At 64.1% G+C, this 16,242-nt stretch carries 7 protein-coding genes; 3 read left to right on the forward strand and 4 right to left on the reverse strand.

The annotated features are described in order from the left end of the window. Window positions 1-38: 38 nt before the first annotated feature. Window positions 39-9,365 carry a retention module-containing protein gene (locus TO66_RS07795; protein WP_044461795.1) on the forward strand — a complete coding sequence of 3,109 codons (9,327 nt, stop codon included), beginning with the start codon at window positions 39-41 and terminating at the stop codon, window positions 9,363-9,365. 51 nt (window positions 9,366-9,416) lie between these two features. Here the strand turns inward: TO66_RS07795 and lapD are convergent, their stop codons facing one another. The 4 genes from lapD to TO66_RS07815 form a co-directional block, all read right to left on the reverse strand. After that, window positions 9,417-11,357 carry a cyclic di-GMP receptor LapD gene (gene lapD / locus TO66_RS07800; RefSeq protein WP_044461796.1) on the reverse strand — a complete coding sequence of 647 codons (1,941 nt, stop codon included), beginning with the start codon at window positions 11,355-11,357 and terminating at the stop codon, window positions 9,417-9,419. Between the two features lie 18 nt (window positions 11,358-11,375). Further along, entirely contained in the window at window positions 11,376-12,083 is a 708-nt protein-coding gene (locus TO66_RS07805; RefSeq protein WP_044461797.1) for a transglutaminase-like cysteine peptidase, read from the reverse strand. Window positions 12,084-12,194: 111 nt separating this feature from the next. Further along, window positions 12,195-12,590, reverse strand: coding sequence for a YbaN family protein (locus tag TO66_RS07810; RefSeq protein ID WP_044461798.1), 396 nt, complete (start codon window positions 12,588-12,590; stop codon window positions 12,195-12,197). A gap of 10 nt (window positions 12,591-12,600) precedes the next feature. Beyond that, the gene (locus TO66_RS07815; protein ID WP_044461799.1) at window positions 12,601-13,188 is read right to left on the reverse strand and encodes a YecA family protein; all 588 of its coding nucleotides are present in this window, start codon (window positions 13,186-13,188) and stop codon (window positions 12,601-12,603) included. Between the two features lie 275 nt (window positions 13,189-13,463). Here TO66_RS07815 and recQ point away from each other — a divergent pair, with 275 nt between their 5' ends. After that, window positions 13,464-15,587, forward strand: coding sequence for a DNA helicase RecQ (gene recQ, locus TO66_RS07820; RefSeq protein WP_044461800.1), 2,124 nt, complete (start codon window positions 13,464-13,466; stop codon window positions 15,585-15,587). 122 nt (window positions 15,588-15,709) lie between these two features. Beyond that, window positions 15,710-16,144, forward strand: coding sequence for a MarR family transcriptional regulator (locus TO66_RS07825; RefSeq protein WP_044461801.1), 435 nt, complete (start codon window positions 15,710-15,712; stop codon window positions 16,142-16,144). Window positions 16,145-16,242: the final 98 nt, after the last annotated feature.

The following is a 16,242-nucleotide window of genomic DNA, read 5'->3' on the forward strand; positions in this document are numbered from 1 at the left end:
CCAGATGCCGATCGCTGTCGGCAGCGGAGGGAGTGCTCATGGCCAGGTTAATCGGTGTCGTCAGTAAAGTGATGGGGCAGGTGGTGGCGGTCGCGGCGGATGGCAGCCGACGCGCCCTGGTAGAAGGCGATCGGCTGTTTGTCGGGGACCAGTTGGTCACCGGCGCCGAGGGCGCCGTGGCCGTGCATCTGCAGAATGGCCAGGAACTGACCCTGGGTCGCGACAGCAGCCTGGCCTTGACCCCGCAATTGCTGGCGCACCAGGCGCCCCATGTGCAGGCGCCGGAAGTGGTGACTCCCAGCGAGGCGCAACTGACCGATGTCGAGCAACTGCAGAAAGCCATAGTCGCCGGCGCCGACCCGACGCAGACCGGCGAAGCCACGGCGGCCGGCCCGGCGGCCACAGGCGGTACCGCGGGCGCCCTGGGCGGCGGGCATAGTTTTGTCTTGCTCGAAGAAGTGGGGGGGCGGGTCGAGCCGGTCATTGGCTTTCCTACCGCGGGCTTCAATGGCATTCCCGAGTTCGTGCCGGAGCGGATCGCCGCCGTGCCGCCCACTGAAGAACCCGCTGTCGTGCCCCCTCCACCGAACAATCCGGTGGTCCTGAGCGGCCTGTCGGTGGAGGGCGGTGAGCTGACCCTCAACGAAGCCAACCTGCCTCTGGGCTCGGCGAGCAATCCGGCGGCGCTGGTGCAGAGCGGCACTTTCAGTGTCTCGGCCCCCGATGGCCTGTCCAGCCTGAACGTCGGCGGCATTGCCGTGGTCAGCGGCGGGGTGGCCGCCGGCTTCCCGCAATCGATCACCACCGGCCTGGGCAATACCCTGACCATTACCGGCTATAACGCTTCGACAGGTGTCGTCAGCTACAGCTACACCCTGGTCGGCAACGAGCTGCATGCCGCCGCCGATGGCAACAACAGCCTGAGCGAGCATTTCAGCGTGGTGGCCAGCGACAGCAATGGCGATTCGGCGAGCAACTCGCTGGACGTCACTATCACTGACGACGTGCCCCGGGCATTCAATGACGGCAACGCCGGCACGGCCTCCGAAAGCCAACTGACCCTGAACGGCAATGTGCTGAGCAACGATGTGCAGGGCGCCGACCGCGTGTCCACCGGGCCGGTGACTGCCGGCACCTTTGCGGGAACCTACGGCACCCTGGTGCTGGCCACCGACGGCACTTACACCTACACCGTGCACCCGGGCGATCCGGCATTCCTGGCGCTCAAGGGCGGCGGCAACGGCACCGAGACCTTCACCTACACCCTGACCGATGCGGACGGTGATACCAGCACCGCCAACCTGGTGCTGCAGGTGCACAACAATGACGACCCAGTGGTGATTCAGGGCCTGAACCTGGAGGGCGGAGAAGCCACGGTCTACGAGAAGAACCTGGCGGATGGCAGCAGCCCGGATGCGAGCGCGCTGACCCAGAGCGGCAGCTTCACCGTGACGGCTTTGGACGGCCTGCAAAGCCTCACGGTAGGCGGCATCAATGTGATGACGGGCGGTGCAGCCGCCGGTTTCCCGCAATCGATCACCACCGGCCTGGGCAATACCCTGACCATTACCGGCTACGACGCCGGTACTGGGGTGGTCAGCTACAGCTACACCCTGTCCGACAATGAATCCCATCCGGCCGGCAACGGCAACAACACCCTGGGTGAAAGCTTCACGGTGCTCGCCACGGATGTCGATGGCAGCAGCACCAGCGGTTCGCTGGACTTCACCGTGGTCGATGACGTGCCGACGGCGGCCAACGACAGCAATGCCGGGGTGGCCTCCGAGAGCCAACTGACCCTGAGCGGCAACGTGCTGAGCAACGATGTGCAGGGCGCCGACCGCATATCCTCCGGGCCGGTGACTGCCGGCACCTTCAGTGGCACCTACGGCACCCTGGTGCTGGCCGCCGACGGTACTTATACCTACACCGTGCATCCGGGCGATCCGGCATTCCTGGCGCTCAAGGGCGGCGGCAACGGCACCGAGACCTTCACCTACACCCTGAACGATGCGGACGGTGATACCACCACCGCCAATCTGGTGCTGCAGGTACATAACAATGACGATCCGGTGGTGATTCGAGGCCTGAATGTCGAAGGGGCCGAACTCACTGTCTATGAGATGAACCTGTCGGACGGCAGCAGCCCGGACGCGGGCGCGCTGACTCAGAGCGGCACCTTCACCGTGACTGCGTTGGATGGTGTCCAGACCCTGACCGTGGGTGGCATCAATGTAGTAACGGGCGGGGTAGCCGCGGGCTTCCCGCAGTCAGTGACCACCTCGCTGGGCAATACGCTGACGATCACTGCTTACAACGCCAGCACGGGCGTGGTCAGCTACAGCTACACCTTGCTCGACAATGAGGCCCATCCAACCGCCAATGGCGCCAACAGCCTCAGCGAGCACTTCTCTGTGGTGGTGACCGATGTCGATGGCAGCACGGCCAACGCTTCGCTGGATGTGAATGTAGTGGACGACCTGCCAACCGCCGTCAACGACAGCAACGGCACTGCTTCGGAAAGCCAACTGACCCTGACCGGCAATGTACTGACCAACGATGTACAAGGCGCGGACCGCGTGCCCACGGGGCCGGTAACGGCCGGCACCTTTACCGGAACCTACGGCACCCTGGTTCTCGCGGCGGACGGCTCCTACACCTACACCCTCAACACCGCGGACGCCGACTTCAAGGCCCTGCATGGTAACGGTAATGGCACGGAAACCTTCGCCTACACCATCACCGATGCCGACGGTGACCCCAGCACCGCCAACCTGGTGCTGAGCATCCATAACAACGATGACCCCGTGATCCTCACCGGTCTGGACGTCAATGGCGGCGAACTCACTGTCTACGAGAAGAATCTGTCGGATGGCAGCAGCCCCAATGCAGGAGCACTGACCCAAAGCGGCACCTTCACCGTCACCGCCCTGGACGGCCTGCAAACCCTGACGGTGGGCGGCATCAATGTGGTAACGGGCGGGGTAGCCGCAGGCTTCCCCCAGTCAGCGACCACCGGCCTGGGCAACACCCTGACCATCACCGGCTATAACGCTTCGACAGGTGTCGTTAGCTACAGCTACACCCTGTTGGATAACGAAGCCCACCCAACTGCCAATGGCGCCAACAGCCTCAGTGAGCACTTCACCGTCGTAGCGACCGACACCGATGGCAGTACAGCCAACGCTTCGCTGGATGTGAACGTGGTCGATGACCTGCCAACCGCCGTCAACGACAGCAATGGTACGGCTTCGGAAAGCCAGCTGACCCTGACCGGCAATGTGCTGACCAACGACGTGCAAGGCGCGGACCGCGTGCCCACGGGGCCGGTAACCGCCGGCACCTTTACGGGCACCTACGGCACTCTGGTCCTGGCGGCAGATGGCTCCTACACCTACACCCTCAATACCTCGGACGCCGACTTCAAGGCCCTGCACGGCAACGGTAACGGTACGGAAACCTTCGCCTACACCATCACCGATGCGGACGGAGACCCCAGCACCGCCAACCTGGTGCTGAGTATCCATAACAACGACGATCCGGTGGTGATTCAGGGCCTCAACGTCGAGGGGGCAGAGCTCACTGTCTATGAAAAAAATCTCAGCGATGGCTCCAGCCCTGACGCCTCGGCCTTGACCCAAAGCGGCACCTTCACCGTCACCGCCCTGGACGGCCTGCAAACCCTGACGGTGGGCGGCATCAATGTGGTAACGGGCGGTGTAGCCGCAGGCTTTCCGCAATCGGCGACTACCAGTCTGGGCAACACCCTGACCATCACCGGTTACAACGCCAGCACAGGCGTGGTCAGCTATAGCTACACCCTGTTGGATAACGAAGCCCACCCAACCGCCAATGGCGCCAACAGCCTCAGCGAGCACTTCACCGTCGTAGCAACCGACACCGATGGCAGTACGGCCAACGCTTCGCTGGATGTGAACGTGATCGATGATCTGCCCACCGCCGTCAATGACAGTAATGGCACCGCTTCGGAAAGCCAACTGACCCTGACCGGCAATGTGCTGACCAACGACATACAAGGTGCGGACCGCGTTCCCACTGGCCCGGTAACCGCCGGCACCTTTACCGGAACCTACGGCACCCTGGTCCTGGCGGCGGATGGTTCCTACACCTACACCCTCAACACCGCGGACGCCGACTTCAAGGCCCTGCACGGCAATGGCAACGGCACGGAAACCTTCGCCTACACCATCACCGATGCCGATGGTGACCCCAGCACTGCCAACCTGGTGCTGAATATCCATAACAATGACGATCCGGTGGTGATTCAAGGCCTCAACGTCGAGGGAGCAGAGCTCACCGTCTACGAAAAAAACCTCAGCGATGGCTCCAGCCCTAATGCCTCAGCGTTGACCCAAAGCGGCACCTTCACCGTCACCGCCTTGGACGGCCTGCAAACCCTGACGGTGGGCGGCATCAGTGTGGTGACGGGCGGCGTGGCCGCGGGCTTCCCGCAATCGGCGACTACCAGTCTGGGCAACACCTTGACCATCACCGGTTACAACGCCAGCACCGGCGTGGTCAGCTACAGCTACACCTTGCTCGACAATGAGGCCCACCCAACCGCGAATGGCGCCAATAGCCTCAGCGAACACTTCAGCGTCGTGGCGACCGACACCGATGGCAGTACGGCCAACGCTTCGCTGGATGTGAACGTGATCGATGATCTGCCAACTGCGGTCAACGACAGCAACGGCACCGCTTCGGAAAGCCAGCTGACCCTGACCGGCAATGTGCTGACCAACGACGTACAAGGTGCGGACCGCGTTCCCACTGGCCCGGTAACCGCCGGCACCTTTACCGGAACCTACGGCACCCTGGTCTTGGCGGCGGATGGTTCCTACACCTACACCCTCAACACCGCGGACGCCGACTTCAAGGCCCTGCACGGCAACGGCAACGGCACGGAAACCTTCGCCTACACCATCACCGATGCCGACGGTGATCCCAGCACCGCCAACCTGGTGCTGAGCATCCACAATAACGACGACCCCGTCATCCTCACTGGCCTGGACGTCAATGGCGGCGAACTGACGGTCTACGAAAAAAACCTCAGCGATGGCTCCAGCCCCAATGCAGGAGCACTGACCCAAAGCGGCACCTTCACCGTCACTGCCCTGGACGGCCTGCAAACCCTGACAGTGGGTGGCATCAATGTGGTAACAGGCGGTGTGGCCGCCGGCTTCCCACAGTCAGCGACCACTGGCTTGGGCAATACCCTGACCATTACCGGCTATAACGCTTCGACAGGTGTCGTCAGCTACAGCTACACCCTGTTGGATAACGAAGCCCACCCAACCGCCAATGGCGCTAACAGCCTCAGCGAGCACTTCAGCGTCGTGGCGACCGATACCGACGGCAGTACGGCCAACGCTTCGCTGGATGTGAACGTGGTGGACGACCTGCCAACCGCCGTCAACGACAGCAACGGCACCGCTTCGGAAAGCCAGCTGACCCTGACCGGCAATGTGCTGACCAACGACGTGCAAGGCGCCGACCGCGTGCCCACGGGGCCGGTAACCGCCGGCACCTTTACGGGCACCTACGGCACCCTGGTTCTCGCGGCGGATGGTTCCTACACCTACACCCTCAACACCGCGGATGCCGACTTCAAGGCCCTGCACGGCAACGGTAACGGCACTGAAACCTTCGCCTACACCATCACCGACGCCGATGGTGACCCCAGCACGGCCAACCTGGTGCTGAATATCCATAACAACGACGACCCCGTGATCCTCACCGGCCTGGACGTCAATGGCGGCGAACTGACGGTCTACGAGAAAAACCTGTCGGATGGCAGCAGCCCCAATGCAGGAGCGCTGACCCAAAGCGGCACCTTCACCGTCACCGCCCTCGATGGCCTGCAAACCCTGACAGTGGGCGGTATCAATGTAGTAACAGGCGGTGTAGCCGCAGGCTTCCCGCAATCGGCGACGACCAGTCTGGGCAACACCCTGACCATCACCGGTTACAACGCCAGCACCGGCGTGGTCAGCTACAGCTACACCCTGCTCGACAATGAAAACCATCCGACCGCCCTGGGCGCCAACAGCATCGCCGAGCATTTCAATGTGGTGGCCACCGATACCGATGGCAGCAGCGCCACCGCGGTACTGGATGTGAATATCGTCGACGACCTGCCGACCGCCGCGCCGGACGTGGCCTCGGGAGTCGAGGGCGCGACGATCAACGTCAGCGTGCTGGGCAACGACGTGATCGGCGCCGATGGCGCGACGGCCGGCGGTGCGGTCGTCGGCGTGCGGGCCGGCGGCAATACGGCGACCCCGGCGATCGGCGGGCTGGGCGCGGTGATCAGCGGCACCTACGGCACCCTGACCCTGGATGCGGCCGGCAACGCCGTGTACCACAGCAACCCGAACAGCATCAGCCCGCCGGGGGCCACCGATGTGTTCACCTACACCATCCGCGATGGCGATGGCGACGAAAGCACCACCACCCTGACCATCAATGTCACCGACAGCGGCCTCAAGGCCGTACTCGACCAGGATGTCACGGTCTACGAGAAGGCCCTCGACCTGACCCAGGACGGTCAGGACCTGGCGCCCGGCACGGTGATCGGCAGCGATCCGGGCAACACCGGCGAAACCGCCGCGGGCACCCTGGTCGGTTCGGTCACCGGCGGCAGCGGGGCGATCACCTATACCCTGGTCGGCAGTGCCACCGGTACTTACGGACAGATCCTGCTCAACCCCGACGGCACCTACCGATACACCCTGACTTCGGCGCCGAAAACCCTGCCCAATGCCAACGACGGCCCTAATGTACTCAGTGAAAGTTTCACCTACAGGGCCACCGACGCGCTGGGCAATACCACCACCAGCACCATCCAGGTCAATATCGTCGACGACATGCCCAAGGCCGTGGCCAGCGAACGTTCGGTCACTGCGGTGGAGGTGGACTCCAACCTGCTGCTGGTCATCGATGTGTCGGGCAGCATGGCCGACCCGTCCGGGGTCGGCAGCCTGTCGCGGCTGGACCTCGCCAAACAGGCCATCAGTGCCTTGCTGGACAAGTACGATGCCCTGGGCGACATCAAGGTGCAGATCGTCACCTTCAGCAGCTCGGCCACGGACAGGACGCCGGTCTGGGTCGATATCGCCACCGCCAAGACCATCATCGCCGGGCTCAGCGCCGGTGGCGGCACCAACTACGACGCGGCCGTGGCGACCATGCAAAGCGCCTTCGTCACCTCGGGCAAGCTGACGGGCGCGCAGAACGTCGGTTACTTCTTCTCCGACGGTAAACCCAACACCGGCCTGGAAATCGGCCCGGCGGACGAGGCGGCGCTGAAGTCCTTCCTCGATGCCAACAACATCCGCAACTACGCGATTGGCCTGGGCGGTGGGGTCAGCAATGCCAACCTCGACCCGGTGGCGTATGACGGCATCAGCCATACCGACACCAATGCGGTGGTGGTGACCGATCTGAACCAGCTCGACTCGGTGCTTTCGGGCACTGTCCAGGGCGCGCCGGTCACCGGCAACCTGCTGGGCGAGGGCGGCTCGTTCGGCGCCGATGGCGGCTTCATCAAGTCCATCGTGGTGGACGGCACCACCTACACCTACGACCCCAAAGCCAATGGCAACCAGGGCGGGCTGACCTTCAGCGGTGGGGCCAACCACGGCACCTTCAACACCGTGGACAACAGCGTCAGCATCGCCACCAACAACAGCGGCACCCTGGTGATCAACCTCGATACCGGCGACTTCAGCTACACCTCGCAGAAAACCACGGCCGTGGTGATCACCGAAAACATCGGTTTCACGGTCAGCGACAACGACGGCGACCTGGCCAGCTCGACCCTGGTGATCAAGGTCAATCCGAACTCGCCGCCCGTGGCGATGGATGACCATGTCATCACCAACGTGCTGTCGAGCACCGTGGTGGTGCCCGGCGAGCTGCTGCTGGCCAACGACACCGATGCCAACGGTAACGCCCTGAACGCCACGCCGACCTCCTTCAATACCGGCTGGGTAGCCAAGGGCGCGGACTTCACGGCGGCGAGCCAGCAGACCATCGCCTTCGCGGGGACCAATAACAACGCCGCCAACCAGGCCATCACCCTCGCGCGGTCGTCGTTCACGGCCAATACCGCGGCCATGACGGCGATGCTGGTGGTCAGCGGTTTCCTGGGGGCGGTCAGCAATGGCAATGCCAACGACGAAGACCGCATCACCGTCAACCTGAAACAGGGCGAGACCCTCAACCTGGACCACAACCTGGCGGCGGGCCACATCACCATGGAGTATTCGTTCAACGGCGGGGCCTTCACCCCGATTGCCGATGGCGGAACCTTCACTGCGGCGGCCGATGGCAGCTATCAGATCCACCTGGTGAACGTCGCCGATACCCCCGGTGGCAGCACGGCGGCGGAAAACTACCAGTTGACCATGACCATCAATTATTCCGGTGCGAGCAATTTCACCCCGGACTACCACGGCACCTACACCGCCAACGACGATCACGGCGGCAGCAGTACCGCCAACGTCAGCATCAGCTACCAGGATGGCCACACCCTCACCGGTACCGCCGGCGACGACATCCTGATGGCCGGCACGGGCGACAACATCCTCAATGGTGGCGATGGCAATGACGTGCTGACCGCCGGCAGCGGCAACAACACCCTACATGGCGGCAATGGCAATGACCTGCTGTTCGGTGGCCCCGGCAACGACCTGCTCGATGGCGGGGCGGGCAACGACACCGCCAGCTACGCCCATGCCACGGCCGGCGTGACCGTCAACCTGAGTCTGCTGGTGGCGCAGAACACCGTTGGCGCAGGCACCGATACCCTGACCGGCATCGAGAACCTGGTGGGCTCGAACTTCAACGACACCCTGACCGGCGACGGCAACAACAACCTGCTCAGCGGCGGGCTGGGCAACGACGTGCTCAATGGCGGCGGCGGAGACGATGTGCTGATCGGCGGCCCGGGTAACAACACCCTGACCGGTGGCCCGGGCGCGGACACCTTCCAGTGGCTCGGTGGCAACAGCGGGCACGACGTGGTCACCGACTTTACCCCGGGCACCGACAAGCTCGACCTGTCCCAGCTGTTGCAGGGCGAGAACGGCACGGCGGCCTCGCTGGACGACTACCTGCACTTCAAGGTCACCGGTTCTGGCGCCTCGCTGGTCACGACCATCGATGTCAGTGCCATGGCGGGCGCCATCCCGAACCAGAGCATCGACCTGGCCGGGGTCAACCTGGCGAGCCACTACGGGGTGACACCGGGGGCCGGCGGGGTGATCGCGGCGGGCGCAGATACCGCGACCATCATCAACGGCATGCTCAACGACCATTCGTTGAAGGTCGACACCGTCTGAAGCACGGTACGGCGCCGGCCTCGCTCGAGGCCGGCGCCTTGCGGTGGCTGGCTACATCGGTTGCGGCGGGCCGATCAACCGCCCCATGACCCCGAACAGGCCCAGGGCCTTGAGCGTGTCCAGCTCGCCTCGGGTCTCCACCTGCTCGGCGATCAGCGGCAAATCGATGCTGTGGGTGGTGCGAAAGACCGCTTCGATGAACAGCTGCTTGTCGCTTTGCCGATCGATGTCGCGGATATAGCTGCCATCGACCTTCAGGTAGGCCAGGCCCAGGTGCGCCAGGTTGCCGACCTGGCTGAAATGGCCGCCGAAGTGTTGCAGGCCGATGCGGTAGCCGCTGTCCCGCAGGCGTTGGGTCAACAACTGCAACTCGCTGGCCGAGGGCAGTTGGCGTTCGTCGATTTCCAGGGTCAACAGCGCGGCCATCTGGGGCAGGGCCTTGAGCTGGGCGAGGATATGCCGCACGGCGTCCGGGTCGCGCAGGGTGCTGCCGGACAGGCTCAGGGCCAGGGGCCAGGGGTGTTCGAGCAGATAGTCCAGGGTGTGTTCGAGCATGGCCAGGTCGAAGCGCGCCGACCAGCCGAGGCGTTCGATCCACGGCAGGAAATGCCCGGCGGCAATGGCTTCGCCCTGTGGGTCCAGCAACCGCGCCAGGACCTTGTGGTGCAGCACTTCGCTGGTATCGGCGCAGTGCACCACCGGCTGGAAATACAGCTTCAATTTGCCGTGGTTCAGGGCATCGTCGATCCAGGCGCGCCAGTCGTGCTGCGGCTGGCTGGGGCCGGCGGCGAACGCCTGCAGCAGCGCCCAGGGACGTTCGGGGTGGTGCTGGGCCTGGGCCAGCGCCTGATCCAGGCGCAACCAGATCTCGGCCAGGCGCTCCCCTGGCCGGTAGGCGACTATGCCCAGGTGCGCCACAGGCGTGCAGTCGCTGGCGCCGGTCAGGCGCAGGTTCTCCAGGGTGGCGCTGATCTCCATGGCCAGGCGCTCGGCGCCGTGCGGGTCGAGGCCTGGCGTCAGCAGGCTGAATTCGCCGCCGCGGTTGCGCGCCGCCAGCCAATGGCGGCGTTCGGCCTGGGCGCTGATGCGCTTGAGCAGATCGCCGATACTGCTGATCAGCGCGTCGGTGCGCTGGCCGCCGAGACGCTGGTTCAGGCCGCCGAGGTCATTGACCCGCAGCATCAGCAGGAAACCATCGCTGCTCTGCTCGCTGTGCAACAACTGATCGCCCAGCTGTTCGTCCAGCAAACGCCGGTTGGCCAGCCCGGTCAGGCTGTCCTGGTAGGACTCGGCCCGCAGCTTCTCGCTGCGCGCGGCTTCTTCGGCGAACAGCGCCTTGAGCTTTTCCACCATCTGGTTCATGGCCAGGACCACCCGCTTGAGTTCGGGGGTACGCGGCACGTTCGTCTGGCTGAGAAAGGTGCGCTGGCTGATCGCTGCGGCCTGCTTGACCATCGCGTCCAGCGGCCGCAGCTGGCGGCGCAATAGCCAACCGCCCAGCACCGCGCTGAGCAACCCGCAGGCCAGCAGCCAGACCAGGCCGCCCAGGCTGCTGGCCCAGAGCCGGGCCACGGCGAACTGCGGATTGCTCACCACTTCGACCCGCGCCACCTGTTCCCAGCCGCGCATCACCAGCGCGTCGCCACCTTGCGGATGCAGGTTGACCAGGCTGACGAACCATGAGGGGACGTCCTCGATAGTGGTGGCGCTCGAGCGCTCCAGCAGAACGCTTTCGTCTTCGAGGTTCACGATCCGGATGTTGGTGTAGTAGCCGCTGTCGAAGATCGAGGCCACCAGCAATTCCATCATGGCCGGGTCGTCGATCTGGCTGGTCAGGGACAGGCCCAGGGCCGTGGCCGCATCCTGGGCATGGGAGCGGAGCTGGCCGAGCATCTGCTCGCGGGAGCTTTCCAGGCTAACGAAAAAACTGCCGCTGAAGGCCACCAGCAGGAACAGGCAGATGGCGAGAAACAGTTGCTTGAGTAGCGACATGCGACACTCCCGGTCGGATCAGCCATTGCCCACGGTGAATCCTTCGGCCCGCATCTTTTTCAACACGTCCTGCCAGCGCGAGAGTTGTTTCGGGTCGATGCTGTGCCGGTTGCCGGTCGCCCCCGGCAGATAGAGCCCTTCGGCATTGAAGGCGTAGACCGGGTTCGGGTCCTGGCGTTGGGCGGCGGAGCGAATCTGGTTGCTGAGATTGTCCAGGATCAGCGGAGCGGCAGCGGGGCTGGGGTAATAGGCCAGGACCATGTGCGGCTGGTTGCCGCGCCTGGCCTTGACGTAGGTAAGGCGCAGCTTCTCGCTGGAAATCCCCAGGCTGCGCAGGCTGAAATACTTGGCCAGCGCGTAGTCCTCGCAATCTCCGGCGCCCTTGAGCAGGGCCTCGATCGGCGTGGCCCAATAGTCGGCTTGCTGCCAGGTGCTCAGGTCGTCCTCGAACACCAGTTGCCGGTTGAAGAAACCATTGATGGCATTCAACTGCTCGTACTCCGGTCGTCCCGCGGCGTCCCGCAGCAATTGGTTCCAGGCATCGAGACGCCCGCGGGCCGCTCCCGGGATCCGATGGTGCTGCTCGAAGGCATTCAGGGCGGAGACGAATTCCCAGTTGGCCCGGACGTTGCCCGGGTCGGTCCATAAACAGACCAGCAATAACGACCAGCCGGCCAGCCGAAGCCGGAGCAGGGTCCAGTCGGAGGGGGGCGAACTGGAGGACATGGCGGGCTGCTCGAATGCCGGTTCCTGAAGTCTAGGCGGTATTTTTTCCGCGCATGGGCAACTGGTCGGCTCGCCGGGGGAGGGCGCGGTCGAGGCCGGGCGCTTAGGGATTCAAGGCTTGGGCAGGGTTTTCTGGCGCAGGATGTAGATCGTCACCAGCACCGCGCTGGTCAGCATGAAACCCCGGGCCCATGGCAGGGGCACCAGGTAGCAGGACAGGCCGATGCTCAGCCACATCAGGCCGATGGCGTAGACCTTGCCCTTGAGCGGGATGCCGTGGCCGTCCAGGTAGTCGCGGATCCACGGGCCGAGCCGCGGGTGGTCCACCAGCCACTGGTAGAACCGCGGCGAACTGCGGGCGAAGCAGGCGGCGGCCAGCAGCAGGAAGGGGGTGGTGGGCAATACCGGGAGGAAGATACCGATCACCCCCAGCACTACGCTCAGCCAGCCGATGGCCAGCAGAACGTAGCGCAGGATCAGGGGGCGGTTGCCTATGGGCTTGGCCATAGGCAACGACTCAGTGGTGACGAGGCTTGAGAATGGCCGGTTTTTCGTCCGGCGCGTTGCACAGCAGGTACAGCGCGGTCAGGGCTTCGGGGATCTGCACGATCATGTCGTCCATCAGGTTGGCATCGCTGGCGATGTCGGAGAACTCGGGCTGTTCGTCGAACAAGCCGGAGCCGACCATGATCGGCAGCAGCATCTCGCTGACTTCTTCCTCGGCGGTTTCGAACCAGGCCGCTTCGCGCAGGAACACGCCTTCCATGAAACCGATGCACCAGCCACGCAGATCGGAATCGTCCGGGTCGTCGCCGAGGTCGAGCTCGCATGGCAGCTCGAACTCTTCATCGGAGGCCAGCTGGCGGGCGATGTGGGCCTTGAGGGCAATCAGGGTCGACTCGATCTCTTCGCGCTGGGCGGCGTCGCGGTAGTGCGGCTCCTCGGCGAACAGGGCGTCGATCCACTCACGGTCGGGGACGCTTTCGGAGCAGATCGACAGGGCCGTCAGGTAGCCGTGGGCGGCCACGTAGTCCAGCGCCTCGTCATGCAGCTCATCGGCGTCGAGGAAGGCTTGCAGGCGGGTTAATTGCTCAGCGAAGGACATTGGAGGACTACCTTGGGGAATAAACGATGCTGAATTCTAGGCTTTCTTGAGCGCCCAGGCCAGCCGCAGCGCAGATTCGAGCGGTTCTTGAGGTTACCAACGGTTCATTGGCGCCCCCCTTCGCCAGCAAGCGCTCGGGTATACTTGCGCGTTTTTGATGCCCCCGCAGGCGTCGTGACGGTTCAGGAAAAGTCCGCTAACGGATTTGTCAGTGAAAACCGCGGTCTTTTCGGCCAGCCTGCACCCAGGGATTTCAGCGATTTTTGGAGTTTTTCATGCTCGAACAGGCCCAGCGCGTCCTCAAGGACATCTTCGGCTACGACAGTTTCCGTGGCCGCCAGGGGGCGATCATTGAGCGCGTGGCCAGTGGCGGCGACGCCCTGGTGCTGATGCCTACCGGCGGCGGCAAGTCGCTGTGCTTCCAGGTTCCGGCCCTGCTTCGCGAGGGCCTGGCGGTGGTGGTTTCGCCGCTGATCGCGCTGATGGACGACCAGGTCGCCACGCTGGAGGAACTGGGTGTCGCCGCGGCGGCGCTGAACTCCACCCTGAGCGCCGAGCAGCAGCGCGACCTGGCCGCGCGCATCCGCCGGGGCGAAGTGAAGATGCTGTACCTGGCGCCGGAACGCCTGGTGCAGCCGCGCATGCTGGCCTTCCTGCAGAACCTCGACATCGCCCTGTTCGCCATCGACGAAGCGCACTGCGTGTCCCAGTGGGGCCACGATTTCCGCCCGGAATACCTGCAACTGGGCCAACTGGCGGAAATGTTCCCCCAGGTGCCGCGCATCGCCCTGACCGCCACCGCCGACAAGCGCACCCGCGAGGAAATCGTCAATCGCCTGCACTTGCAGAACGCCGAGCGCTTTCTCTCCAGCTTCGACCGGCCGAACATTTTCTACCGCATCGTTCCCAAGGAGCAGCCGCGCAAGCAATTGCTGGCGTTCCTCAACGAGCGGCGCAGCGACGCCGGCATCGTCTATTGCCTGTCGCGCAAGAAGGTCGATGAGGTTTCCGCCTTCCTCTGCGAGCAGGGTTTCCCGGCGCTGCCCTATCACGCCGGGCTGCCCAGCGACCTGCGGGCCTATCACCAGAAGCGCTTCCTTAACGAGGAAGGGCTGATCATGGTCGCGACCATCGCCTTCGGCATGGGCATCGACAAACCCAACGTGCGCTTCGTGGCGCACCTGGACCTGCCCAAGTCCCTGGAGGCCTACTACCAGGAAACCGGACGGGCCGGGCGCGACGGCCTGCCTGCCGATGCCTGGATGGCCTATGGCCTGCAGGACGTGCTGATGCTCAAGCAGATGCTGCAGAACTCCGAAGGCGACGAACGCCACAAGCGCCTGGAACAGCACAAGCTCGACGCCATGCTGGCGTTGTGCGAGGAGACCCGCTGCCGCCGCCAGAGCCTGCTGGCCTATTTCGACGAAGACATGCCGCAGCCATGCGGTCATTGCGACAACTGCGTCGATGGCGTGCAGACCTGGGATGCCACCGAGCCGGCGCGCCAGGCGTTGTCGGCGATCTATCGCACCGGCCAGCGTTATGGCGTCGGACATCTGGTGGATGTGCTGCTGGGCAAGGACACGGAAAAGGTCCGCAGCTTCGGCCATCAGCATCTGTCCGTGTTCGGCGTGGGCAAGGCGCGCAGCGAGGGCGAATGGCGCTCGCTGTTCCGTCAACTGGTGGCCCGCGGGCTGGCCGATATCGACCTGGAAGGTTATGGCGGCTTGCGCCTGAGCGACAGCTGCCGGCCGCTGCTCAAGGGCGAGGTGACCCTGGAGCTGCGCCGTGACATAAAGCCGCAGGCCGCTGCCAAGAGCACCAGCCAGGCCAGCCAGCTGGTGCGTGGCGAAGAACGCGAACAATGGGAAGCCCTGCGCGCGTTGCGCCGCAAGCTGGCGGAAGAACATGGCGTGCCGCCTTATGTCATTTTCCCCGACTCCACGCTGCTGGAAATGCTCCGCAGCCAGCCCGGTTCCCTGGCGGAAATGGCCCGGGTCAGCGGTGTCGGCGCGCGCAAGCTGGAGCGTTACGGCGAGGCCTTCCTCGAGGTCCTGGGGGGCCAGGCAGAGACGCCGAAAGTGGTGGCCGACATTCGCCACGAGCTGATTACCCTGGCTCGCGCGGGAATGACGCCCCTGCAGATCGCCGGGCAATTGCAGTGCACGGAAAAGAACGTCTACACGATGCTCGCCGAGGCCGTGGGCAAGCAGCAGTTGTCCCTGGAACAGGCACTGGACTTGCCGGAAGACTTGCTGGGCGAGATCCAGGACGCCTTCCTCGACGGCGAGGGCGAGCTGCCGTCGGTGAGCGAAGTGGCCGAACTGTTCGCCGGGCGAGTGCCCGAAGGGGTGTTGTATTGCGTGCGTGCCGCACTGGAATCGGAATTCGAGATGTGAGCGAACGGGCTAAAGATGTAACGATTCAGTTCATGGCAAACCTTGCCTAGAGGCAACTGTCATGCTTAGCTGACTAATAATTAGTTTTCCTTAATTTTCAGTCTACTAACCATGAGTTGTTTATGCCGTTAACCGATCAACACCGTTTTGGCATGCAGTTGGCGCAGATGTCCCGAGGCTGGCGCGCTGAACTGGATCGCCGTCTCGCCGGACTCGGCCTGTCCCAGGCCCGCTGGCTGGTGCTGCTGCACCTCGCCCGTTTTGACGAAGCCCCGACCCAACGTGAACTTGCCCAGAGTGTCGGCGTCGAAGGACCGACCCTGGCGCGGCTGCTCGACAGCCTGGAAACCCAGGGGCTGGTGCAACGGCAATCGGTGGTCGAGGATCGGCGGGCGAAGAAGATCGTTCTCTGCGCCCCCGCGCTGCCCTTGATCGAACAGATCGAAACCATTGCGACCGCCCTGCGCTGTGAATTGTTCGTCGGTGTCGACGAAGAGGACATGCGCGTGTGCATGCGGGTTCACGCCCATATCCTGGCCAATCTGGAAAAGTCTTGAGGCATAACTGACGCCGCGGATTTTTGAGCTGGCGACACCGGCAGACTATAAGAAATACCAGGTCCACAGCGGCATGCGCAGTCAGCGTATCGCCGCTG

Source organism: Pseudomonas sp. MRSN 12121 (assembly GCF_000931465.1).
Lineage (GTDB): Bacteria > Pseudomonadota > Gammaproteobacteria > Pseudomonadales > Pseudomonadaceae > Aquipseudomonas.

What these genes read in the sequence shown, in the direction of transcription:
- TO66_RS07805 (WP_044461797.1), bottom strand. Translation starts at nt 12,083, where the DNA reads ATGTCCTCCAGTTCGCCCCCCTCCGACTGGACCCTGCTCCGGCTTCGG.
- TO66_RS07825 (WP_044461801.1), top strand. Translation starts at nt 15,710, where the DNA reads ATGCCGTTAACCGATCAACACCGTTTTGGCATGCAGTTGGCGCAGATG.
- TO66_RS07810 (WP_044461798.1), bottom strand. Translation starts at nt 12,590, where the DNA reads ATGGCCAAGCCCATAGGCAACCGCCCCCTGATCCTGCGCTACGTTCTG.
- recQ (WP_044461800.1), top strand. Translation starts at nt 13,464, where the DNA reads ATGCTCGAACAGGCCCAGCGCGTCCTCAAGGACATCTTCGGCTACGAC.
- TO66_RS07795 (WP_044461795.1), top strand. Translation starts at nt 39, where the DNA reads ATGGCCAGGTTAATCGGTGTCGTCAGTAAAGTGATGGGGCAGGTGGTG.
- TO66_RS07815 (WP_044461799.1), bottom strand. Translation starts at nt 13,188, where the DNA reads ATGTCCTTCGCTGAGCAATTAACCCGCCTGCAAGCCTTCCTCGACGCC.
- lapD (WP_044461796.1), bottom strand. Translation starts at nt 11,357, where the DNA reads ATGTCGCTACTCAAGCAACTGTTTCTCGCCATCTGCCTGTTCCTGCTG.